Annotated in this window: 26 protein-coding genes; 21 read left to right on the top strand and 5 right to left on the bottom strand. The window is 47.4% G+C overall.

The window, feature by feature from the left end; all coding sequences use genetic code 11:
* Positions 1-35: 35 nt before the first annotated feature.
* Positions 36-566, top strand: coding sequence for an NUDIX domain-containing protein (locus KNO94_RS03250; RefSeq protein ID WP_214777446.1), 531 nt, complete (start codon positions 36-38; stop codon positions 564-566).
* Between the two features lie 112 nt (positions 567-678).
* The gene (gene fur / locus KNO94_RS03245; RefSeq protein WP_016509373.1) at positions 679-1,158 is read left to right on the top strand and encodes a ferric iron uptake transcriptional regulator; all 480 of its coding nucleotides are present in this window, start codon (positions 679-681) and stop codon (positions 1,156-1,158) included.
* Positions 1,159-1,200: 42 nt separating this feature from the next.
* Here fur and KNO94_RS03240 read toward each other — a convergent pair whose 3' ends face one another.
* Genes KNO94_RS03240 through KNO94_RS03225 form a run of 4 tightly spaced genes read right to left on the bottom strand, consistent with a single transcriptional unit; the run spans position 1,201 to position 4,610 of the window.
* The gene (locus tag KNO94_RS03240; RefSeq protein ID WP_214777444.1) at positions 1,201-2,037 is read right to left on the bottom strand and encodes a Cof-type HAD-IIB family hydrolase; all 837 of its coding nucleotides are present in this window, start codon (positions 2,035-2,037) and stop codon (positions 1,201-1,203) included.
* A gap of 19 nt (positions 2,038-2,056) precedes the next feature.
* A complete protein-coding gene (locus tag KNO94_RS03235; RefSeq protein WP_214777442.1) occupies positions 2,057-2,437 on the bottom strand; it encodes a VOC family protein in 381 nt (126 codons plus the stop codon).
* Positions 2,434-3,603 (bottom strand): MFS transporter, encoded by a 1,170-nt coding sequence (locus KNO94_RS03230; protein ID WP_214777440.1) that lies wholly within the window; start codon positions 3,601-3,603, stop codon positions 2,434-2,436. The genes KNO94_RS03235 and KNO94_RS03230 overlap by 4 nt, the downstream gene beginning before the upstream one ends.
* Positions 3,600-4,610, bottom strand: coding sequence for an ROK family protein (locus tag KNO94_RS03225; RefSeq protein ID WP_214777438.1), 1,011 nt, complete (start codon positions 4,608-4,610; stop codon positions 3,600-3,602). Before KNO94_RS03225 ends, KNO94_RS03230 begins: the two co-directional genes overlap by 4 nt.
* Positions 4,611-4,836: 226 nt before the next feature.
* Between KNO94_RS03225 and xerD the strand changes: the two genes are divergently transcribed.
* The 7 genes from xerD to KNO94_RS03190 all read left to right on the top strand — a co-directional run bounded on the left by xerD (position 4,837) and on the right by KNO94_RS03190 (position 10,436).
* Positions 4,837-5,721 carry a site-specific tyrosine recombinase XerD gene (gene xerD / locus KNO94_RS03220; protein WP_214740969.1) on the top strand — a complete coding sequence of 295 codons (885 nt, stop codon included), beginning with the start codon at positions 4,837-4,839 and terminating at the stop codon, positions 5,719-5,721.
* Positions 5,722-5,744: 23 nt separating this feature from the next.
* Positions 5,745-6,911, top strand: a complete 1,167-nt coding sequence (deoB, locus tag KNO94_RS03215; protein WP_214777436.1) for a phosphopentomutase — start codon at positions 5,745-5,747, stop codon at positions 6,909-6,911.
* Between the two features lie 13 nt (positions 6,912-6,924).
* On the top strand, positions 6,925-7,734 hold the full coding sequence (locus KNO94_RS03210; RefSeq protein WP_214777435.1) for a purine-nucleoside phosphorylase: 810 nt from the start codon (positions 6,925-6,927) through the stop codon (positions 7,732-7,734).
* Positions 7,735-7,763: 29 nt separating this feature from the next.
* Positions 7,764-9,065, top strand: a complete 1,302-nt coding sequence (locus tag KNO94_RS03205) for a pyrimidine-nucleoside phosphorylase (RefSeq protein ID WP_214740963.1) — start codon at positions 7,764-7,766, stop codon at positions 9,063-9,065.
* Between the two features lie 116 nt (positions 9,066-9,181).
* Complete coding sequence (locus KNO94_RS03200; protein WP_012726499.1) at positions 9,182-9,622, top strand: peptidylprolyl isomerase; 441 nt, start codon at positions 9,182-9,184, stop codon at positions 9,620-9,622.
* 89 nt (positions 9,623-9,711) lie between these two features.
* Positions 9,712-10,068: a GNAT family N-acetyltransferase gene (locus tag KNO94_RS03195; RefSeq protein WP_214740961.1), complete on the top strand. Its 357-nt coding sequence runs from the start codon at positions 9,712-9,714 to the stop codon at positions 10,066-10,068.
* 89 nt (positions 10,069-10,157) lie between these two features.
* The gene (locus KNO94_RS03190; protein WP_214777434.1) at positions 10,158-10,436 is read left to right on the top strand and encodes a hypothetical protein; all 279 of its coding nucleotides are present in this window, start codon (positions 10,158-10,160) and stop codon (positions 10,434-10,436) included.
* A gap of 31 nt (positions 10,437-10,467) precedes the next feature.
* Here the strand turns inward: KNO94_RS03190 and KNO94_RS03185 are convergent, their stop codons facing one another.
* The gene (locus KNO94_RS03185) at positions 10,468-10,935 is read right to left on the bottom strand and encodes a DUF309 domain-containing protein (protein WP_214777433.1); all 468 of its coding nucleotides are present in this window, start codon (positions 10,933-10,935) and stop codon (positions 10,468-10,470) included.
* Positions 10,936-11,018: 83 nt separating this feature from the next.
* Here KNO94_RS03185 and KNO94_RS03180 point away from each other — a divergent pair, with 83 nt between their 5' ends.
* The 12 genes from KNO94_RS03180 (at position 11,019) to ymfI (ending at position 22,964) form a co-directional block, all read left to right on the top strand.
* Positions 11,019-11,786: a segregation/condensation protein A gene (locus KNO94_RS03180; protein ID WP_214777432.1), complete on the top strand. Its 768-nt coding sequence runs from the start codon at positions 11,019-11,021 to the stop codon at positions 11,784-11,786.
* Complete coding sequence (gene scpB, locus KNO94_RS03175; protein ID WP_214740953.1) at positions 11,764-12,357, top strand: SMC-Scp complex subunit ScpB; 594 nt, start codon at positions 11,764-11,766, stop codon at positions 12,355-12,357. Before KNO94_RS03180 ends, scpB begins: the two co-directional genes overlap by 23 nt.
* Before the next feature lie 4 nt (positions 12,358-12,361).
* Complete coding sequence (locus tag KNO94_RS03170; protein WP_214740951.1) at positions 12,362-13,120, top strand: pseudouridine synthase; 759 nt, start codon at positions 12,362-12,364, stop codon at positions 13,118-13,120.
* A gap of 136 nt (positions 13,121-13,256) precedes the next feature.
* The gene (locus KNO94_RS03165; RefSeq protein WP_214740949.1) at positions 13,257-13,838 is read left to right on the top strand and encodes a redoxin domain-containing protein; all 582 of its coding nucleotides are present in this window, start codon (positions 13,257-13,259) and stop codon (positions 13,836-13,838) included.
* 19 nt (positions 13,839-13,857) lie between these two features.
* On the top strand, positions 13,858-15,402 hold the full coding sequence (gene resB / locus KNO94_RS03160) for a cytochrome c biogenesis protein ResB (protein ID WP_214777431.1): 1,545 nt from the start codon (positions 13,858-13,860) through the stop codon (positions 15,400-15,402).
* Positions 15,402-16,586 carry a c-type cytochrome biogenesis protein CcsB gene (gene ccsB, locus KNO94_RS03155; protein WP_214740946.1) on the top strand — a complete coding sequence of 395 codons (1,185 nt, stop codon included), beginning with the start codon at positions 15,402-15,404 and terminating at the stop codon, positions 16,584-16,586. The genes resB and ccsB overlap by 1 nt, the downstream gene beginning before the upstream one ends.
* Positions 16,587-16,746: 160 nt before the next feature.
* Positions 16,747-17,463, top strand: a complete 717-nt coding sequence (locus KNO94_RS03150; RefSeq protein ID WP_214740944.1) for a response regulator transcription factor — start codon at positions 16,747-16,749, stop codon at positions 17,461-17,463.
* Positions 17,463-19,169, top strand: coding sequence for a sensor histidine kinase (locus KNO94_RS03145; RefSeq protein WP_251125772.1), 1,707 nt, complete (start codon positions 17,463-17,465; stop codon positions 19,167-19,169). Before KNO94_RS03150 ends, KNO94_RS03145 begins: the two co-directional genes overlap by 1 nt.
* A 49-nt stretch (positions 19,170-19,218) precedes the next feature.
* On the top strand, positions 19,219-19,770 hold the full coding sequence (locus KNO94_RS03140) for a cob(I)yrinic acid a,c-diamide adenosyltransferase (protein ID WP_214777428.1): 552 nt from the start codon (positions 19,219-19,221) through the stop codon (positions 19,768-19,770).
* 7 nt (positions 19,771-19,777) lie between these two features.
* Positions 19,778-21,016 (top strand): EF-P 5-aminopentanol modification-associated protein YfmF, encoded by a 1,239-nt coding sequence (gene yfmF, locus KNO94_RS03135; protein WP_214777426.1) that lies wholly within the window; start codon positions 19,778-19,780, stop codon positions 21,014-21,016.
* Positions 21,013-22,272 (top strand): EF-P 5-aminopentanol modification-associated protein YfmH, encoded by a 1,260-nt coding sequence (gene yfmH / locus KNO94_RS03130; RefSeq protein WP_214777424.1) that lies wholly within the window; start codon positions 21,013-21,015, stop codon positions 22,270-22,272. The genes yfmF and yfmH overlap by 4 nt, the downstream gene beginning before the upstream one ends.
* Positions 22,269-22,964: an elongation factor P 5-aminopentanone reductase gene (gene ymfI / locus KNO94_RS03125; protein ID WP_214740934.1), complete on the top strand. Its 696-nt coding sequence runs from the start codon at positions 22,269-22,271 to the stop codon at positions 22,962-22,964. Before yfmH ends, ymfI begins: the two co-directional genes overlap by 4 nt.
* Positions 22,965-23,024: the final 60 nt, after the last annotated feature.

Below are 23,024 nucleotides of genomic sequence, written 5' to 3'. Positions count from 1 at the left end.
TAATCAGAGTATATCGAAAAGTGAGGAGTAATCATATGGAAGAAAAAACGATTGAGCGGGAAGTTATCTATCAAGGAAAAATCTTCGATGTGGAAAAGCATGTCGTTTCCCTTCCGAATGGAAACACATCGGTACGTGAACTTGTCTACCATAACGGAGCGGTCGCTATACTCGTCATTGATGAATCGGACAAGATTGTCATGGTGGAGCAGTACCGAAAAGCGTTTGAATCGATGTCGCTTGAAATCCCAGCAGGCAAACTTGAAAAAGGGGAAGAACCGGTATCGAGTGCCGAGCGCGAGCTTGAAGAAGAGACGGGATATACGGCGGAGTCACTTGAAAAAATCTTTTCATTCTACGGAGCCCCAGGTTTTTGCAGTGAGCGAGTCGATGTGTTTGTCGCGAGAGGATTGTCTGCCGGCGAGATGAACCTCGATGAAGATGAATTCTTAAACGTGAAACGGTATTCTTTTGATGAGGCGGTCGATTTGCTGAACAGAGGTGTCATCACCGATGCGAAGACGATTATGGCGATTCAATGGTGGCAATTGTCTAGATTGAAATAATTCTAATCTAGAAACTTATATGGTAAACTTACATAGTAATGATTTTAAATTGAAAATTGCGTAAAACTTCGGTATGCTTTGAGTAGTGAACTATGTAAAGAGGGGGCGCCTTATGGAAACGCGAATTGAACGAATTAAACAGCAATTGAGCGCCAAAGGATATAAATTAACACCACAACGTGAATCAACAGTACGCATCTTACTTGAGAATGAGACGGACCATTTGAGTGCAGAGAATGTATTCATGCTCGTCAAGAGCATCGCACCTGAAATTGGACTCGCTACGGTCTATCGTACATTAGAGTTGTTGACAGAACTCGGTGTTGTCGATAAAGTCAACTTCGGTGACGGGGTCGCACGCTTCGACCTGCGACCAGAAGGCGCGAATCATTCGCACCACCACCTCGTCTGTGTCGAATGCGGCTCGGTCGAGGAGATTATGGAAGATTTGCTCGTTGATGTGGAGAAAAAAGTCGAAAGCAAGTACGAATTTTTGATTAAGGACCATCGCTTGACGTTTCATGGTATCTGCAAAGTATGCCAAGCAAAAGGCGTCACGCTCGAAGGTCATAAAGCAGTCATCAACGGTTAATCTATAAAGGACAGACGACCTATTCAGGTCATCTGTCCTTTTTCAATGTGTCACATAACGTTCAAGAATCTTCGAAATCCCGTCATCATTGTTTGATGTTGTGACTTCAGTCGCTATGTCGATCACTGCATCGACGGCATTTCCCATGGCAATCCCGATTCCCGCATATTCAATGATTGAACGGTCGTTGTGACCATCTCCGAAAGCGATGACCTGGTCACGGTCAATCCCTAATTCCTTGAAGACATGACGTAACGCTTTCGCTTTATCGATGCCTAAATCGGTGAATTCATAATACATCGCCGCTGTGAACATGCTCGTGACCCGCCCTTTGAATGGGGCAGCTAGGGCTGGGTCATTTTCTCGTAAGTATGACGGTTCACCAGCAACGAGAATCTTGTGGACTGGAAAGTCGATGATGTCGATTAGGCTCGGTTCTTCTCGCAATTGGAACTGACCGCCTCTTGATTCATATTCGATGATGTTGATCAATTTTCCATTTACGTCAAGTTGTCCTTCGAATACGTCTCGAACATACATATACGTATCATCGTTAATCATTGGGATGACCTCGTAATTCTCTAAATGCTCTAAAATCGAGCGGACATCATCGATTTGCATCGCTTGTTCAAATAACGTGTCGCCTGTTGAAGCGTCCGTGACACACGCCCCATTTGAGGAGACAATCAGTCCATCGAACTCGTTCAGTTTTAACTCTTCAGCATAGCGAATCATGCCTCGTTTCGGACGTCCTGACGCAAGCACCACTTTCACACCTTGTGCTTGCAATGCTAGTAGCGTACGCTTCGTTTGTTCCGTGATCATTTTATCGTCATTTAAGAGTGTGCCGTCTAAATCAAGTAAAATTGCCTGGATCATGTGTGTTGTCTCCTTCTGATTAAATGGTCAATTCGACAGTGTTACCCTCTGGATCAAGGATGACACTTTCGTAATAGCCGTCACCGGTCATCCGTGGACCGTCGACATGTGTGTATCCATCAAGTTGAAAACGTTCCGTCAATGCATCTACCGCTTGCGTACTCCCGAGCGAGAAAGCGATGTGTGCATAGCCAATCGTTTCTTTCGGATGCGTTACGAGATTTGGCCGTTGCATTATCTCGAGTCGGCAACGTGAATCTGGAAACGTCAAAAAATATGATTCAAACTGTTTCTTCTTGTTTTCATATTTATCATTGGACTTTGCGCCAAAATAGACTTCATAAAATCGGCGCATGTTTTCGATGTCGTTCACCCAAATCGCGACATGTTCGATTCTCATATCTTCTCCTCCTGTGGTGTGCGTCTAAGGATTTGATTCAATCGTTCAGTATTGAAGAGCATCCCGGTCATAATCAAGATGATCACGACCGGTAAAAAGCGGAGTGAGGTCATAGATACAATCAATCCGAATAGTGGGGGGAGAAACGTACTCCCTGAGTAGGCAAATGCCATTTGAAAACCCATCAATCGTTTCGATTGTGCCGAGCCGAACCGACTCGGCGTATCGTGAAGCATGCTCGGATATATCGGTGCCAATCCAAAACCGATCAACACTAATCCGATTAGCATCGTCGCGGACGTCGGGATGAAGAAAAGGATGCTACCGAAGAGAGCGAGCATTTGTCCCATCCGAATCATCTGTCTGTTCGTGAAACGGAAGGAGAGGAATCCGCTCAGGAATCGTCCGATTGTGATGCTACCATAGTAGATGGACACCCATGCCGCGGCTGTCGCAATCGAAAACTGTTTCAGTTGAACGAGATAACTACTCGTCCATAACCCAATCAACGCTTCGACCCCGCAGTAAAGTAAAAATGTGACCAACGCATAGGACACTCCTGTCGGTAGCTTACGATTGAATGTTGTTACGGCTGTTTCTTGAAGTTGTGAAATGAACGCCTCTTTCTGTTTCCAAAGTGGGAAGGATAACCACAATATGAGAGCTAAACTGAACTGAACGGCAGCGATGATCAAATAGCCGTCCCGCCATCCATTCTCCGTCAATACACTCGCCATAACGAGTGGCCCTCCGGTCGCACCAATCCCCCAAAAACAATGTAACCAGTTCATGTGGTGCGCCTCATAATGTTCCGCCACGTAATGATTCAGTGCGGCATCAACGGCACCCGCTCCAAGTCCGAGCGGGATGGCAAACACAAATAACCAACCGATTGAAGGCGCGATGTAAAATCCAAACAGACAGAACGCGGTCAGTAATGTTGAACCGAATGTAACTTGTTTCGTGTCGAAACGTTCCATCAGCTTCCCGCTTAATAGGCTTGAAAGAATCGTTCCCCCGGCTATCGTCATGAAAATCCATCCGAGCATCGATACAGGTGCTGAGAATTCTTGATGCATAAGTGGCCACCCGACACCGAGCAATGCATCGGGAAGACCAAGGCTGATAAACGCGATATAAATCACGGCCAATAATAAAATCGTCATACGCCACCTCGTTGAATCGTTTCGAGCATCAATTCAATACCAAGTCGTGCTAGTCCAGAAAAATAATCTTCTTCCCATTCCCCTATGTGAAGAACAGGAATGTGACGAGAAGGGAGATATCGTTCACATGCACGATTAATGGGAGGCAAATCTTCTAGAACGAGATCGACATCTGAAAAAATGAATGCATGTGGGTTGAGTGTCGCAGCGAACGTAGCGACTAGACGTCCCATTGCATCAATCTCTTCTTCTTTCAGGACGTTCGGTCCATAAGGCTTGTTTTTAATCCGGTCATAAAAAGATGCATGATCATAAAGCGGAAGAAATGAAACCTCGCCGCTGAATCCGGACTGTCCCCTGACGACATGTTCATCGACTAAGATGCCGGCACCGGGACCGTTCTTCCCAAGCCCGAGATAGACGATAGACTGATGTGTTGAGGTCTCATCCCGTTTAGAGAATCCGTAGACGGCAGCGTTCATATCATTTTCAATGACGACCGGAAGGCCGGTCCGGTCCATCAACCAATTCTTCAAATCTAAATGAGCCAGAGACGGATATTCTGGGGCGAAAACAATCCGACCCCTATCTACTGCAGCGGCGACACCGACAGAGAGGGCGCCAAGCTTTATGGTGTGTTGACCGAATGCATCAACGAGGGTGCCTAACGTCTCTAAATGAGTTCCCGTGACGAAAGACACGCCTTCCTCCGCAATCTGATTTTGACAGTCAATCAAGCGATAGTGAATCTCGTTCGCTTCGATATATAGGGTCAGGCAATGTCGGAAGGTTGGGTTGTAACGATAACTTTTTGCAGGACGTCCACCTTTAGGAGCGTGTTGCCCATGTTCGATGACCTCACCATATTCAATCATGTCATCGATCATTTTTTTTACGGTGGGGAATGAAACGTGTGTGATCTTACTTAACTCAGAGACCGTCGATACGTCGTGGAGGACGATTTGCTTTCGGATGTCGACTAGTAATGCATGTTGTGGATCTTTCATCACAATTAAACTCCCATCTACTTTTTAAAATATTTTAATAAGTCATGCGTAGTATATCGCTTCTGTGTTGGATATGCCAGAAAAATAAGAAAATAGAGCTGTAGATTCCTCACGCTTATGTTCACAAAAAATTGAACAAAAAATGAGGTCAGACATCTTCACAACAGTTTACATAAGTGATATGCTGTAAGCGTATTCAGGTGAAACAAGGAAGGAGGAGGGTATGATGCGTTCGCATATTGAGTCATTTCTTCAATACATGACGGTTGAAAAGCGGATGTCCGCAAATACGAGACAAGCGTATGCGAGCGATTTGACGCAATACGCATCGACCTTGACCCAACTTGAGGTGGAAGATTGGAACGAGGTGACACGATCACACATCGTCAAACATATCGAAGAACTGTCACAAGCAGGACGAGCCTCATCGTCGTTGAGACGGGCTGTCAGTTCAATCCGAATGTTCCATCATCATCTCAAACTGACCGGGGTAACGACGACCGATCCGTCTCTATATTTAGAGACACCAAAAGCAGAGAAACAACTTCCCGATACATGGTCACAAGCGGAAGTCGAGCGGCTCTTGGACAGCGTGCCGACGTCCGACCCACTCTCACTTCGAGACCGTGCCATGCTTGAACTGCTATATGGGACGGGAATGCGAGTCAGTGAACTTTTAGGTCTGGATTTGGATGATTTGCAGTTTGAATTGGGGTATCTACAATGTGAAGGGAAAGGTGAGCGCGCCCGAATCATCCCGGTTTCCTCCGTCGCTCAAGGCTTTGTCGAGCGCTATATCCAGCAAGCTCGTAACGGGCTCGGCGGCAGAGAAACAGAGGCGCTCTTTTTAAACGGAAGAGGGGGACGGCTAAGTCGTCAAGGATTTTGGAAGATGATCAAACGACGTGCCAAACTTGCGGGTATCGATAAGGAGATTACTCCGCATGTACTCCGTCATTCGTTTGCGACACACCTGCTTGAAAATGGGGCAGATTTACGCGCCATTCAACAGATGCTCGGTCACGCGGATTTGGCGACGACACAAGTGTATACGCATGTCAACAAGTCGCGATTACAGGATGTGTATCGCAAGCATCACCCTCGTGCCTAACTATCGAAAAGGAGGATTTTTTTGTGAAAAAATTTAAACGTATTTTCTTAGTGGTCATGGACTCGGTCGGTATCGGTGAAGCACCAGATGCCGAACAGTTCGGTGACAAAGGGGCGGACACGCTCGGGCATATCGCACGTGAACATAACGGATTGAACATGCCGAACATGGGTAAACTCGGACTTTCGAACATCAAGCCGATTCAAGGCATCGATGCATCGGATGCCCCAAGTGCGTATGGTCGCATGGAAGAAATCTCAGCTGGGAAGGATACGATGACGGGACATTGGGAAATCATGGGTCTTCATATCGAGACGCCGTTCCGTGTATTTGAAAAGTTTCCTGATGAATTGATTCACCGCCTCGAAGAGTTTAGTGGCCGTAAGATCATCGGAAACAAACCGGCATCAGGAACTGAAATCTTGGACGAACTCGGTGCAGAACATGTCGAGACGGGCGCCCTTATCGTGTATACATCTGCCGACTCGGTCCTCCAAATTGCAGCACATGAAGACATTGTGCCGATTGATGAGTTATACCGGATTTGCGAATATGCTCGTGAAATCACACGTGAAGATCCGTATATGCTCGGACGCATCATCGCTCGCCCGTTCATTGGGACACCAGGAGCATGGGTCCGTACAGCAAATCGTCACGACTACGCATTGAAACCATTCGGTAAGACGGTCATGAACACGCTCGAGGAAGCTGGGAAAGACGTCATCGCATTAGGGAAGATCAGCGATATTTACGATGGTGAAGGTGTGACGAAAGCCGTCCGTACGAAATCGAACATGGACGGCATGGACAAATTGGTCGAGTCGCTCGAGGAAGACTTCGAAGGACTCTGCTTCTTGAACTTGGTTGATTTCGATGCCTTGTTCGGTCATCGCCGTGACCCAGAAGGCTATGCGGTCGCACTTGAAGAGTACGATGCGCGCCTACCGGAAGTGATGGAGCGTCTCCGTGAAGACGACTTACTCATCATCACAGCTGACCACGGAAATGACCCTGTTCATGCCGGTACAGACCACACACGTGAATACGTTCCGCTCATCGTTCATCATAACGGAGCGAAGGCGGTTGATTTGGGCATTCGCGGGACGTTCGCAGATATCGGTGCGACCGTTGCTGATAACTTTGACGTCGCGGCACCATCACACGGAAAGAGTTTCTTAAACGAAATTTGAGGAGGCAATATTCATGGTAAATTGGAACGAAACAAAAGCGTTTTTGCAGGAGCGTATGGGTGATACACCAGAAATCGGACTCATTCTCGGCTCAGGTCTTGGAGTCCTTGCGGATGAAATTGAGAACCCGGTAGCCATTCCTTATGAGGAAATCCCACACTTCCCAGTGTCAACCGTCGAAGGACATGCGGGTCAACTCGTGTTCGGAGAACTTGAAGGTAAACGTGTCGTCGCCATGCAAGGACGGTTCCACTTCTATGAAGGATACTCGATGGAACAAGTAACGTTCCCGGTTCGTGTCCTCAAATTGATTGGTGTCGAGACGCTCATCGTGACGAACGCAGCAGGCGCATGTAACGAGTCATTCAACCCAGGGGACTTGATGATCATCACGGATCATATCAATTTCTTCGGAACGAGTCCGCTCATCGGGAAAAATGCGAGTGAATTCGGGACGCGCTTCCCTGATATGTCAGAAGCGTACGATAAAGAGCTCGTGAAATTGACAGAACGCGTCGCGTCAGACCTTGGACTTTCTGTACAAAAAGGAGTCTATTTCGGGAACACAGGTCCTACGTACGAAACACCAGCTGAAGTCAAAATGGCACGTCTTCTCGGTGGAGACGTCGTCGGTATGTCGACGGTCCCTGAAGTCATCGTCGCACGCCATTCAGATATGCGTGTCCTTGGGATTTCGTGTGTATCGAACATGGCGGCAGGTATTTTGGACCAACCACTCAACCATGAAGAAGTCATCGAGACGACAGAACGTGTTCGTCAAGACTTCCTTTCACTCGTGCGTGGCACGATTAAAATCATGTAAGTAACTTAATTTCTAGGAGGACGACAGTTATGCGTATGGTCGATTTGATTTTGAAAAAACGTAACGGTGGAGAATTGAACGAAGAGGAGATTCGCTTCGTCGTCGAAGGATTCACGAACGAATCAATCCCTGACTATCAGATGTCAGCCTTGTCGATGGCCATCTATTTCAATGGGATGACTGAAAAAGAGACGGCTGCCTTGACGATGGAAATGGTGAAGTCGGGCGATACAATCGACCTTTCGAACATTGAAGGGAAAAAAGTCGATAAACACTCAACGGGCGGTGTCGGTGACAAGATTAGCTTGATTGTTGCACCACTCGTCGCGTCGATCGGAATCCCGGTTGCGAAAATGAGTGGTCGTGGTCTCGGCCACACGGGAGGTACAATCGATAAGCTTGAATCGTTCCCTGGATTCAATGTCGAATTGACGGAAGAACAATTCACGAAACAAGTGAACGATATCAAGATGTCCATCATCGGGCAGACTGGGAACTTGACGCCTGCCGATAAGCGCCTCTATGCGCTCCGTGATGTCACGGCTACGGTCGAATCGATTCCACTCATTGCTAGCTCGATCATGTCGAAAAAGATCGCAGCGGGTGCGGACAGTATCGTTCTCGACGTCAAGACGGGTTCTGGTGCGTTCATGAAGTCATTCGATGATGCGAAAGCACTCGCGGAAGAAATGGTCGCAATCGGTAAGAACGTCGGACGTAAGACGGTCGCTGTCATCACGGACATGGACCAACCGCTCGGCTTTGAAATCGGGAACGCGAACGAAGTGAAAGAAGCGATTGAAGTCCTTTCAGGTAAAGAAGTTGAAGACTTGAAGACGATCGCACTCACGATCGCTGGACATATGGCTGTCCTTGGTGAGTTCTATCCAACTTTCGACGAAGCATATGCAGACCTTGAAAAACGAATTGCTGACGGACATGCACTCGAGGTGTTCCGTAAATTCGTTGAAGCCCAAGGTGGCGACGCCTCACTCGTCGATGATGTGACAAAATTACCACAAGCCTCTTACGAGACGACATTCGTCGCGAAAGAAGCAGGTTATGTCGAGTCAATCATCGCAGACGAAGTAGGTGTCGCAGCGATGCTTCTCGGAGCGGGCCGCGCAACGAAAGAAGACAAGATTGATTTCGCGGCAGGCATCACGCTTGAGAAGAAAGTCGGGGACCGTGTCGAAGCGGGCGATGTGATCGCGGTGCTCCGTTCGAACATCGAAGACATGTCTTCAGCCGTTGAACGTTTAGACCATGCATATACGATTGGTGCAACGAAACCAGAGGCTCGCCCACTCGTTCACGCTGTCATCCAATAAGACAGAACGTCTGTTTCCACAAAAAAAGTGGAGACAGACGTGTTTTTTTGATAAGATGGGTAATGTGAGTGTCAAACAGCAGGATACATACCATAAATAAAGGGGTTGCTTGAAACATGAAAAAAGGTTCTATGAAACTTGAAAATGGCGAAATGATTGAATTTGATTTGTTCCACGGTGAAGCACCGATTACAGTCGAAAACTTCGAAAAACTTGCAAACAGCGGGTTTTACAACGGATTAACGTTCCACCGTGTCATCCCTGGCTTCGTGAGCCAAGGTGGTTGCCCACAAGGAACTGGAATGGGTGGCGCAGGCTACACGATTCCTTGTGAGACATCGACATCTTTCCCACACAAGCATGAAGCGGGCTCACTTTCAATGGCCCACGCAGGTCGCAATACAGGGTCTTCACAGTTCTTCATCGTGCACGAGCCACAACCGCATTTGGATGGCGTCCACACGGTATTCGGTAAAGTGACATCTGGTCTTGAGCATGCCGTCAAACTTCGTCAAGGTACGAAGATGGCAGAAGTGAAGGTTTGGGACGAGAATTGATTTTTGCCTGAAGGTTATGGCACAATGAACCATGTCTCTCACGTGTTCACGTTGTGAAACTTGAATGACAAAAGGTGGTGAACCCAGCGATGCTGGTCAAATATAAACGTTCTTATGAAAAGACGGCGATGGGTCTACTCGCATTCTCATGCAGTGACAAATCTCCGCTCAGCTTGCTTGAACTCGTCCGATCGTATGACGAGGAGGAGTCGAAGTTCCTCTACTTGTGGAAAGTCGACGAGGACTTCGTTGGCATCATTGGAATGGAGCAACAAGGAACGACGATGGTCATCGACCATATCGCCTTGTCGCCTTCATTCCGTGGCGAGAAACGTTCTTACGAGCTTCTTGATGAGGTAAGAAACGTCCTTCCACTTGATTTGACGTTAACCGGTACAGGCAAGACAGGCGATTTATTAGATAAATGGAATCAATTAGTCGTCTAATGACAAAAACCCCCGTAATCACGATTGTGATTATGGGGGTTTTACATATCGATAGAGTAAATCACAAACCCGTTAAATGAGGTGGATTCATGAATCGATTAACAATCGATGAACTGGTCAATCGATTGGAGCAAGTGCTCAGGCAAGAACGAACGAGAGAAGAAGTCTTTGACTGGGCATATCAGTGGATGGAACAGTATGAAAATATAGATGGATTTGATTGGACAGCTTCTGACGAGGTGGTTTGGTCCTGCTTACAAACGATAGTTGGCATGGATTTACTTGAAACCCCTTCTGAATATTTACATGATCGGAGCGATCTCGAGAGTTGGGTGATGGCGTTTAAGAAGTTAAAAAATCATCATTGATCATGAAAAGAAGACTTCTTGAATCTTGACGTCAACTTCTTGCACGTTGCCTTTTTAAAAGTGCCAACTCCCGTTCCGTGATGACCTCACTCCGGTCACGGTGAAGATGCTTGTGGATCAATTCCTCGAACGACAGATCCGTCGATGGAAACGTCGGTTTTAGTGATTCGACCGTCTCACGAACATCCTGTTGTAATGGGAGCTTCGTGTGTAACGGCCATTCATCAAGCTGTGTGATGAAGGTGTCGACATCCAGACCGAGCTCATGTAAATAGGGGGAAGCGACGTCAATCTTTCGACGCAACAGTCGTAAGCTCTTGTTCGCACCTATGAGATTGTCTCGTCGTAGATGGTAGTGAATAACAGCGTATTGGATAAGTGCCGCATAGCCGTGATGTTGTCGTCCACCTTCTTGCCATGCCTCCTCTAATACTTCGTGACATTCAAAATAATCGGCATGACATTCAAAGAGCAACGTATAATGAATAAAAGGGGTCATGAATCATTTTTCTCCTTTCGTGTCCACGGTGTTATAAAACATGTTATACTAAAGCGCAAAAATGTAAAATGGCAGGTGTCTCTATGGAAGCCTATAACGTTAAAATTGATACGTTCGAAGGTCCACTCGACCTGTTGCTCCATTTGATTGGAAAAATGGAGATTGATATCGTCGACATTTCCGTGGCAGAAGTCACTGACCAGTATGTCGGCTATATTCGCACGATGCAAAAATTTGAACTCGATGTGGCCAGTGAGTATCTGGTCATGGCGGCGACGTTGCTCCAATTGAAGAGCAAGCAATTGTTACCTCCGGTGCCAATCGAGGATGAAGAGGTACCAGACTTTAGTGATGAACCGACGCGTGAGGGTCTCATTCGTCAATTGATTGAATACAAAGCCTATAAAGAAGCCGTCGTTTTTATGCGCGAACAGGAAGAGCATCGTCTTGAACTGTATACGCGGCCAGGTGAAGACTTGACGACGTATATGTCTGAAGAAGTGTCGAAGTACGACGGACCACTCAACTTTTCAGATTTACTTCACGCCTATTCGAAGATGATTGAGCGAAAACGTTGGAAAGAACGACGCAAAAAGACAATCAAGCGGGAAGAACGGACGCTTGAAGAGCAAATGACACGACTTCATGAACACGTGTCATCCACTCGACAGACATCATTTTTTGCCTTTTTTGTCGAACGTCCGAACGTCTCGGATCTTGTCGTGACGTTTATGGCACTTTTGGAGTTGATTAAGTTACGGGTCGTCGAAACGAAACAACTTGACCAAGATATTGAAATCTCGTTCATCGAATCATCAAAGAAAGGGGATGAAGCGGTTGCTGTCCTATGAGACGATTATCGAAGGATTGCTGTTCGTCGTCGGAGACGAAGGAATGGAAGTACGAGCGCTCGCCGAGACGCTCGACATTTCAGAGGCTGCGGCACGAGAACAGCTCAGTAAATTAGAAGCTTCGTTTAAAACATCGAAGCGACCGTTTCAACTCATGGAATCGGCAGGGGTGTATAAGCTTGTGACGGTACCGGACGTCTCTCCGTACATTCAAAAATACGTCGGGACGATGGCTGAGCAGGCTCTTTCACGCGCGGCGATGGAGACGCTTGTCATCATCGCATACAAACAGCCGGTCACACGAGCGGATATTGAAGAGATTCGAGGAGTCAAAGTCGAACGGGTCATCCATACGTTGTTATCGAAAGGATTGATCGAATCGGCTGGACGTGCGAAGACGATTGGTCGTGCCAAACTATACCGTACGACAGAGCACTTCCTCGACCATTTCGGGTTCAACTCGCTCGAGGAACTGCCGCCATTAACATTTGAAGATGAACTGACAGACGAAGGCGATTTGTTCTTCGGTCAGGAACCATCGAAGCAAGAAGAGAGATTGGAGAAGGATTAATCATATGGAACGTTTGCAAAAAGTAATCGCACAAGCGGGGATCGCCTCGCGCCGGAAAGCGGAAGAAATGATTTTAGATGGTCGCGTTCGCGTCAATGGGAAAGTCGTCCGTGAACTCGGGACGAAAGTCGGACCGAAGTCAGAGATTGAGGTCGATGGCGTCAAAATCGAACAAGAAGAGCATGTCTACTACGTGCTCTATAAACCGAGCGGCTATGTGTCGACGGTAGAGGACGATAAAGGACGTAAAGTCATTACGGACCTCGTTCCACCAGGAGCACGTGTCTTCCCGGTCGGACGTCTTGACTATAACACGACGGGACTCATCATCTTGACGAACGATGGCGAGTTCTCGAACATGATGACACACCCGAAATATAAAATTCAAAAGCGCTACGTGGCAAAAGTGAAGAATATTCCTTCTTACTTGGCCATCAAACAACTAGAGTCAGGCGTTCAGCTTGATGACGGTTTTAAAACGGGAAGTGCGAAAGTGAAAATGAAGTCTGTCGATCAGAAGAAGAACACAGCGATTCTCGAAATCGTTATCTCGGAAGGGCATAATCGCCAAATCCGTCGAATGGTTGAGGCGATCGGTTCCGAGGTCATCAAACTGAAGCGTGAACAGTTCGGTTTCTTGACGCTCGACGGTCTCAATACAGGCGATTGGCGTGAACTTTCACACAAAGAGATTAGTAAACTCCGTGAACTCGCGAACCCGACCGTCCCACCGAAACCACGAGGCAAAAAGAAGAAAAAATAACAATAAAAAATCGTCCTGAAATGGGATGATTTTTTTGATTGTGGAGATTGTGTGACAAAAAAATGAAAAAAGTCTGTTAATGTGCGTTTTTAATGTTTTTTCAGTACAATAGCAACTGAAGGATGGTGTGAAAACGATGACAAAAGATCAACAGAAAGACGATCGAATGGAACAAGCGGTCGCGAAAAAGAAAAAGAGATCCTTTTCGCGATTGATGATTATGACGGTAGTGCTCTTTGCGGGAGCGATCACCCTCATGCAACTATTTGACCAAGCAGGGAACGACGGGCGCATCGAGGCAGGAGATGAGGCACCGAACTTCAAGCTCGTCACACTTGATGGTTCGACACTATATGAACGAGACAACTATGAAGGGAAAGGGATGCTCCTAAACTTCTGGGGGACATTCTGTGAGCCTTGTAAGAAAGAAATGCCGGTCGTACAAGAAAACTATGCGGCACTTCAAGACATGGGCGTCGATTTTTGGGCGGTGAATGTCGGTGAAACGCCGCTTCGCGTCGACAACTTCATCAACGACCTTGGTGTCAAACTTGATTATCCGATTTTGATGGATACGAAGAGTGAGGTCGAAGGTGCCTACGGCATTTATAACTTGCCTGTCACATTCGTCATCGATGGTGAAGGCAACGTAATTGAAAAATATGAAGGTGAACTTTCAAAAGAGAAATTGATGGAGTTAGCCGAGAAGTCATTGTAAGCGAACGGGGGACGCACAGATGCTAGATATGAAATATGATGGCGCTGATTTACGGTCGAAGCGTCGTCCGAGATCGATTATTGACCGCATATGGAGCTTTTTCGCTTCGGTCAAAGTAGGTTTATGGTTGATTGGTCTGATTATTGTCGGTTCGGCAATCGGAACAATCTTCCCTCAAGAGATGTATATCCCACAACAGTTACCTCCTGAACAGTACTATCTGGAGGAGTATGGGACACCGGGTTCGATTTATTATGCCCTCGGATTCCATAACCTCTATACATCGTGGTGGTATATCAGCCTGATTGTCATGTTGACGCTCTCGCTTATCGTTGTATCCATTGACCGAGGTGTGCCGCTCTATAAGGCACTTAAACATCAACCGATCAGACGCACAGAACGCTTTATGAAAGGGCAACGTCTTTTCGGACAAGGTGAAGCAACTGATGCCCAAATGGATGAGATGGAGGTTGCACTCAAGAAGAAGCGGTATCATGTCAAACGGGACGGAGATGCGCTACTGGCGGAGAAACACCGTTTCGGACGTTGGGGTCCATATGTTAACCACGTCGGACTCGTCATCTTCTTCCTTGGGGCGATGCTCCGCGTATTCCCTGCATTCCATACGGACACGCTCGAATGGGTGCGCGAAGGAGATACGGTTTCGTTAGAAGCGACGGACGGTGAATATTATTTGCGGAACGATCAGTTCATCCTGGAGATGTACGACCCGGAAAACAATGAAGAAGATGCGAAATTTGCAGCAGCCATTGAAAAAGCGGGAGCCGTTCCTAAAAACTATGAGACCGAACTGACATTATTCAAAAAAACGGGAATGAACGAGGACGGATCGCCGCAACTCGAACAAATCGATACTGGTTCGACAAAAGTCAACCACCCGTTTAAATTCGATAAGTTTGAAGTGTATCAGGAGCAATATTCGAGTCGTCCAGAGTTCTTGTCGATGTCGTTCATGCTCGCTGATAAGCAAACAGGTGATGAGTATGGTCCGTTTAAAGTTGATTTGGAGAATCCGGAACAATCGTATGATCTCAATGGAGTCACGGTTTCGCTGAAGGATTTATATCCCGACTTTGAAGTAAAAGACGGACAACCGAACACGAAATCGCCGCGTGCACTTAATCCTGCATTCTTCTTCAATGTCGAAACGCCAGATGGCGCGACAGAATCGAATTTGATTGGAATTCGACTCAATGTAGCCGATGAAGACAACCGCTATGAAGTGAAATTTGCGGGTACCGAGATGGCGAGTACGAGCGGACTTCGAGTGAAGAGTGACTCGACATATCCAATTCTCATCGTTGGTGCAACGATCTTCATGATTGGGATCGTGATGGGAATGTATTGGCCACATCGACGTGTCTGGATTCGTCGTCATGAAAACGATGTGCTCGTTGCGGGCTTCACGAACAAAAACCCGTCCTCGCTCCGTCGGGAGGTTTCACCGTTACTAGAGCAAACAGGACTGCCGATGTGGGAAGACCAGGCAAGGTTCACATCGAAATCTGAGAACGAGTCAATAGATGAAAGAGGGGAATCTTGATGGAATGGATTGAATGGAGCAGCCGTATGCTGTTTATCGCGTTCTTCCTTTACGCAATCTCAACGGTGCTCTTTACCATTGCTGTGAGTGGCATGCGTAAAGAACGGAACGTCAACCGGATTGCTTACGGGAAGTATGCATATATCTTGGCAATTATCGGTTTTATCGCTCAATTGACATATTTCTTTATGCGTTGGGCAGGTGTCGGTTATGCACCGGTATCGAACTTATACGAGTACACGACGTTCTTTGGTATGATGATGGTCGTTGGATTCCTCGTTGTGTACGGAATTTATAAGAATGACGTACTTGGCTTGTTTGCGATGCCGGTGGCGTTACTCGTTATTGCCTTCGCATCAATGTTTTCAAGCGAAGTCGCGCCGCTCATTCCGGCACTGAACAGTGTGTGGTTAAAAATCCACGTGACAACGGCGGCGCTCGGACAAGGGATTTTGGCAATCAGTTTCGCCTCGGGGCTCATTTTCTTATTGAATGAAACATCAATGAAAGAGCAATCGAAATCACGGACGTGGCTCGAAGTGACGATGTTCGTCCTCATGTGTACGCTCGGTTTTATCCTCGTCTCGATGCTCTTTAAAGGGATTGGCGCTGGTGGTGTCGTCGAGTTCACGAACGACCGAGGACAAGCCGAATCGTATGAATACTTTATGCCGATTTTGTTCGTACCGGAGGGTGCTCAGTTATTGTCTGGTGCGAGTGGTTTGTCACTCGAATTGCCGAACTGGATTAACACGCTCAAGTTGAACACACTGATTTGGTCAATCATCGGTGGAATTGTGATTTATGTACTACTTCGATTCGTCATTTTGCGTAAACGAGTCGCTGAGGCACTTCAACCGCTTGCGAAAAAAGTCGATCTCGACCTTGCTGATGAAATCAGCTATCGTTCGGTTGCGATCGGATTACCCGTCTTTATTCTTGGTGGTCTCATCTTCGCGATGATTTGGGCGCAGATTGCCTGGAACCGTTTCTGGGGTTGGGATCCAAAAGAGGTATGGGCCTTGATTACGATGCTCACCTATGTCTACTACTTGCATATGCGGATTCAGCGCGGGTGGACAGGTACGAGAGCGGCATGGCTATGTGTCGGTGGATTTGGAATCATCATGTTCAACCTCGTCTTCGTAAACTTGGTCATCGCCGGTCTTCATTCATATGCATGACACAAAAGAAGTCACAATTGTGACTTCTTTTTCATTTTGTCCACCAAATCATCGTTGTGAAGCGAAATAATAGAGTGGTATAGTTATGGCAGAGAGTGGAATGTTCACAAATGTGCAACATTCACTACAACTCGTAATGGGTCTTAGGAGGGTTTTAGGTATGGCTGAGAAAACGAAGATTTTAGTAGTCGACGACGAAGAGAGAATTCGCCGACTTTTGAAAATGTACTTAGAACGTGAACAGTACGTAATTGAAGAAGCCATCAACGGCGAAGAGGCACTTGCGCTCGCCCTTGAAAACGAATACGACGTAATCTTACTTGATTTGATGATGCCGAAAATGGACGGGGTCGAAGTATGTACAGAACTCCGGAAAACGAAAGCGACACCGGTCATCATGCTTACTGCGAAAGGTGAAGAAATCGATCGTGTGCAAGGATTTGAAGTCGGAGCGGACGATTACATCGTCAAACCGTTCAGTCCACGTGAAGTCGTACTTCGCGTCAAGGCACTCCTTCGTCGCTCTGGTTCTACGAAATTCATGCAAACGAGCGAGAAATCGAAAGACTTGATTGTTTTCCCACATTTGACGATTGATAACGATGCACACCGTGTCACGGTTGACGGGGAAGAGATTGCACTCACACCGAAAGAATATGAATTGTTATTCTTCCTAGCCAAACAGGTGGATAAAGTCTTTTCTCGTGAGCAACTGTTAAAAGAAGTATGGAACTACGAATTTTTCGGAGACCTTCGGACCGTCGATACACACGTGAAACGCCTACGTGAAAAATTGAACCGCGTCTCGCCAGATGCGGCTCACATGATCACGACTGTATGGGGTGTCGGGTACAAGTTCGAAGCTGCTAGTGAATGATGCTTCGTCGAAACAGCATCGTCACGAAACTATGGCTGACGATTCTCGTTTTAGTCAGTGTCATCTTATTCATCGTCTCGGTATTGATGCTCGAATTTTTCAATTCGTTTCACATTGACCAAGAACGAGGACATCTCGCCAAACTTGGAGGACAGGTTCAATCGGTATTATTGAATGAAGGTGACACGTCCCAAACGATTGATCAAATTATCGAAGTTTATGGGGCCAACTACATCTTGGAGAATGGGACCGTTCGTTCCAACTTCGGGGATCAAGTGGATGAGTTGATGGTCGAACTTGGTCGCCAAGATTGGGAAGCGTACCAGGCAGCAGGAGAAACGGCGATCGGCAACTTTTCCTCTTTTGACGATCAAGCTGCTCTTGCTTACCGAACCACATTTACGTTGTCGAGTGGTCAATACACACTTTACTTGCTAGAACCTCTCGATGCCATCTCAAGTGCGAACGCGGGGGCACGAACCATTATTCTTTGGACCGTTGCTTCGGCCATCATTGTCACGACCGTTTTCGCGTTCTTCCTATCGACTCGAATCACGGCGCCGCTTCGTGCAATGCGTGATGCTGTCAATAAGACGGGGGAAGGCCAGTTCGATTTACGTCTCGAGACGAAAACACGAGATGAGATTGGCGAACTCGCTGCTTCCTTCAACGCAATGAGCAGTCAGCTGGCGAAGTATGTCGATGCGCTCGACCGGGAACGGTTGCAACTTGCGTCGATTCTTCGTTCGATGGCGGATGGTGTCATCACACTCGATCGTCATGCGAACGTGATTGTCACGAATCCTCAAGCGAGTCCGTTGCTTCATGAGGGGCAACCACATGAAGTCGTCTTGTCACTCTATGAAGAAGTGATGGAGGGGGCATCCGAAAAGACGATCGAAGTGAAGCAGGACGATCGGTACTATACACTCACGGTCACACCGCTCGTCGGTGAAGATGATTTCGAAGGGGCTGTCGTGGTCCTTCGTGATACGTCCGAGAGCCATCGTCTCGATAAGATGCGGACCGACTTCGTGGCGAACATTAGCCACGAACTTCGAACGCCGCTCGTGACGCTACAAGGATATTCAGAAGCCATCATCGATGGCATGACAGAGAGCGACGAGGCGACGAAAGAGTTCGCCTCCATCATCTATGACGAATCGCTCCGTTTGGCACGACTCGTCAATGACTTATTGGATTTGGCACGCATCGAATCGGGTAAAGAGACGATGAAATTCAGTACGTTTGATATCGGTGATTTCTTGCCTCGTGTCATGCGGAAGTTTAATCAAATGGCATCTGAAAAAGAGATTCGATTACAGACGGACGTACCGCACCGACAGATTGAAGCAGACGGGGACCGTCTCGAACAAGTGTTCACGAACTTGATCGGTAATGCCATTGCCCATACCGACTCTGGTGAGATTCGAATTGTGGCAACGGAAGAAACCGATGGGTTACGGATTCAATTGACTGATACGGGACACGGAATTCCTAAAGAAGACTTACCGTTTGTTTTCGAACGATTCTATAAAGCCGATAAGGCAAGAACGAGTGGTTCGAAGACAGGGACAGGAATCGGCCTTGCCATCGTAAAAAATGTGGTCGATGCCCATCACGGAAAAGTCAGTGTATCAAGTACCCTCGGGGTCGGCACGACGTTCGACATTTACTTACCATTTGAACAACCACACAACTCGTAATGGTGACTCGCTTGAGTCACCATTTGTGGCATTTTATGGGGGGAGACGAATGAAACGATATACTCGTACCGGTGACACCGGTGAGACCTCATTGATTGGGAGTCGGGTCGAGAAGCATCATCCTCAGATTGAAGCGATGGGTCATCTCGATGAGTTGAATAGTCAGATTGGGCTTGCCATCGCTCATCAGGAGGATACGACACTTCGAGAACAATTGACGAAGATTCAGCATGATTTGTTCGACCTTGGTTCGGAACTGATGTATACGGAAGAACCTCCGAAAACGGTCGATTTATCGATCGTGACGGAGCTCGAACGCTGGATGGATGAGTGGGAAGAGTCTTGTCCAGAACTCGTGCGCTTCATCCTTCCTGGTGGCAGTGTCGCGGCAGCTAGTTTGCACGTCGCCCGCTCCGTCTGTCGTCGCGTCGAGCGTGATTTGTCTGCACTCGGTGTCGCTGACAGGCAGTTGCCTTATTTTAACCGTTTAAGTGATTACTTATTTACAGTCGCCCGTTACGCGAATGTCGTAGCAGGGGTGCCGGACCAAGAATATGCACGCGGCGCTGCCGTGTTTCAACCAAAACGAAAAAAGGAGTGATCGGCTGATGAAAGGGATCGTTCAGTTCCAACATCAATTGCACTATTCGGTCTATCCGACCAAAAAATTTAAAACGACGACATGTCTCGTGTCATTCGCCGCACCGTTGTCGGCAGAGACGGTTGCGGATCGGGCATTACTCCCATTCATCATGGAGAAGTCGACGGCAACGTACCCATCCATCGAGTTATTTCACACACCGCTAGAAGATTTGTTTGATACGAATTTGTACGCAGGAGCATCTAAAATCGGTAAAGAACATGTCATCCAATTCCAACTTGAAGTCGTCAACGACCATCTTGTCGGAGAAGATGTGTTGAGTCAGGCAATCAAGTTACTTGAAGACGTGTTGCTTCGTCCGAATGCCTATGATGGAGCATTTCAACCACTAATCGTAGAGCAGGAGCGTCGGTTACAGCGTCAACGCATCGAATCGGTCTATGATGACAAAATGCGATTCGCCCAACAGCGTTTGCAAGAGATGCTTGGAGGAGAGCTTGCGATTCCGTCACTCGGTACGCTCGAACAACTCGACCACGTTACACCAAAGTCGTTGTATGAGGCTTATAAGTCGATGATTCAAAACGATCGGGTTGACATCTATGTCGTCGGTGACGTCAGTCGTGAGCAAGTCGAAGTTGCCTTCGAACCATTAGAACCTCTCGGTACACGTCGCTCGCGTCTGTTACCTGAAGCAAGTCGTGCAGAGTTCAAACGTTTAGAAGAACATCAAGATATCAAACAAAGTAAGCTTCATCTCGCTTATGCCCTTGATGTCGACCCAAGGACCGAAGATGCGATTCGCATGCAGGTCCTGAATGGACTATTCGGCGGGTTCCCTCACTCGAAACTGTTCATGAACGTCCGAGAAAAGGAGAGTTTGGCGTACTATGCCGCCTCTCAATACAGCTCCCTCAGTCGGAAATTGTTCGTCTATGCCGGCATCGATGCGTCGAACCAGCAAAAGACCGAACAGATCATCGAGGAACAATTGAAGGCATTACAGGCAGGCGAGTTTGAAGATGAGACGTTACAACAGACGAAAGAAATGTTGTTCCATCAACGTCGTCAACTCGGAGACAGTCCACGTCAATTGATTGGCTGGATGAGTGGGTCAGACATTCGCCCATTCTCTTTAGATGAAGAGATGGCGATCATTGAAAATACGACGCGAGATCAAGTCGTCGCCCTTGCAAAAGAAATTGAGCTCGAAGCCGTGTATTGCTTGAAAGGAGGAGAAGCATGAAATTAGACTTTCCTAATGTCGGGGAGACCTTACATCATCATGTTCTCGAAAATGGGCTCTCCGTTTACTTACTGAAAAAAATCGGATATGAAAAAACGTTTGCGACGTTTACGACCAAATATGGCTCGATTGACCGGCGCTTCAAACTAGAGGACTGGATAGAAGTTCCCGATGGTATCGCCCATTTCTTAGAACATAAGATGTTCGAGAAGGAGGACGGTGACGTCTTTCAACAATTTGGTCGCCAAGGGGCGTCAGCGAACGCCTTCACTTCCTTCACGCGGACGGCTTACTTGTTCGGTGCCACATCAAATGTCAAAGAGAACGTGCAAACGCTTCTTGACTTCGTCCAGACTCCTTATTTTACGAAAGAGTCAGTGGAGAAAGAAAAAGGAATCATCGGACAAGAGATTCAAATGTATCAAGACAACCCGGGATGGCGATTGTATTTCGGTTTGATTGAGGCGATGTACGAGACGCATCCTGTCAAGATCGATATCGCCGGGACAATCGAATCGATCGCTGAAATCACTGCGGAAGATTTATATACTTGTCATCAAGCGTTCTATCATCCGAGCAACATGGTACTGTTCATTGTCGGGAATATCGAGCCGGATGACATGCTCGAACTCATTCAGAACAATCAGTCCGCCAAATCATTTGACGAACCGACGTTACGTACCCGTGAATCGATTGATGAACCGCTTACGGTTCGTCTGTCAGAACGCATCATCGAAATGGATGTCTCTGTACCGAAAGTCATGATTGGGTATAAAGATGTCCCGCAAGCAGGGGAAGCGGGCCTCAAGCAAGAGTTGACAGTGGAGCTGCTCATGCATGCCCTCTTCGACACGACGGCGCCACTCTATACAGAATTGTACGCGGAAGGATTGATTGATGATGCCTTCTCGTTCGACTACACGTCAGAAGAAACGTTCGCCTTCGCCGCCTTGTCAATGGAGACGCCTGAAGTTGAGACGTTTGTAGGACGGGTGACAGAGGCGTTGGAACGTCCCCTTCAACTCACTCAAGAGACACTGGACCGGAAGAAACGCATGATGCAAGGGCAATTTTTAAAAGCTTTGAATTCACCGGAGTTCATCGCTAATCAATTTTCTCGCTATGCGCTGAATGATGGGAATCTGTTTGATATTCCGAACTTGATCGATGCCATCACACGAGATGAACTATATGAAGCGTACAGTCGATTGTTCCGTCCTGAACAACGAACGGTATGCATCGTCAAAAAACCATGAAGACGTTGATTGTTGGAGCGAGCGGTGCCATTGGGCGCGCCGTCTCGCTCGCTTTTCGTGACGACGAGCTAATCTTACATGCGAATCAAGGTCGTGATCGACTTGCGCGATTGATTGAGACGGAAAAGGTTCAAGCCGAACTGATCACCTGCGACCTGTCTGACCGAATCGCCGTTGAGGAATGGGTATCCTCCATCGATATCGTTGATCGCATCGTTTATGTGGCGGGTCACGCACAACATGGTCTCGTTGTTGACCAATCAATCAGTGAACTCGACCTTCTTTATGAAGTACATGTTCGCGCCATGGTGCGACTCATTCAGTCTGTCGTTGCGAAAAAACCGTATGCCCGTCAACTCGACATCGTGATCGTCTCGAGTGTATGGGGAGAAGTTGGAGCGGCGGCTGAGGTGTTTTATTCGACCGTCAAAGCGGCACAGCTTGGCTTTGTCAAATCGTTCGCGCGAGAGGCGGGTCCGTTCAACGTTCGAATCAATGCGGTGACCCCAGGGTGGATTGATACGCCGATGAATGATACGGTAGAAGAGACGAAACAAATGGTGACGGATGACATTCCGCTTGGTCGTCTTGGGGATGTTGAGGATGTGGCCAAGACAATCCGATTCTTATGTTCATCAGATGCCTCGTATATGACAGGCGCCGTGTTACGCATCGATGGCGGATGGCAATGATTGTATCCGCATAAACCTGTTCTTTTCAATTCTTCTAAAATAATTTAAAATAGGCTAGGT

The organism is Exiguobacterium sp. s22, from assembly GCF_018617455.1.
Lineage (GTDB): Bacteria > Bacillota > Bacilli > Exiguobacteriales > Exiguobacteriaceae > Exiguobacterium.
This window is presented reverse-complemented; position numbering and strand designations above follow the sequence as displayed.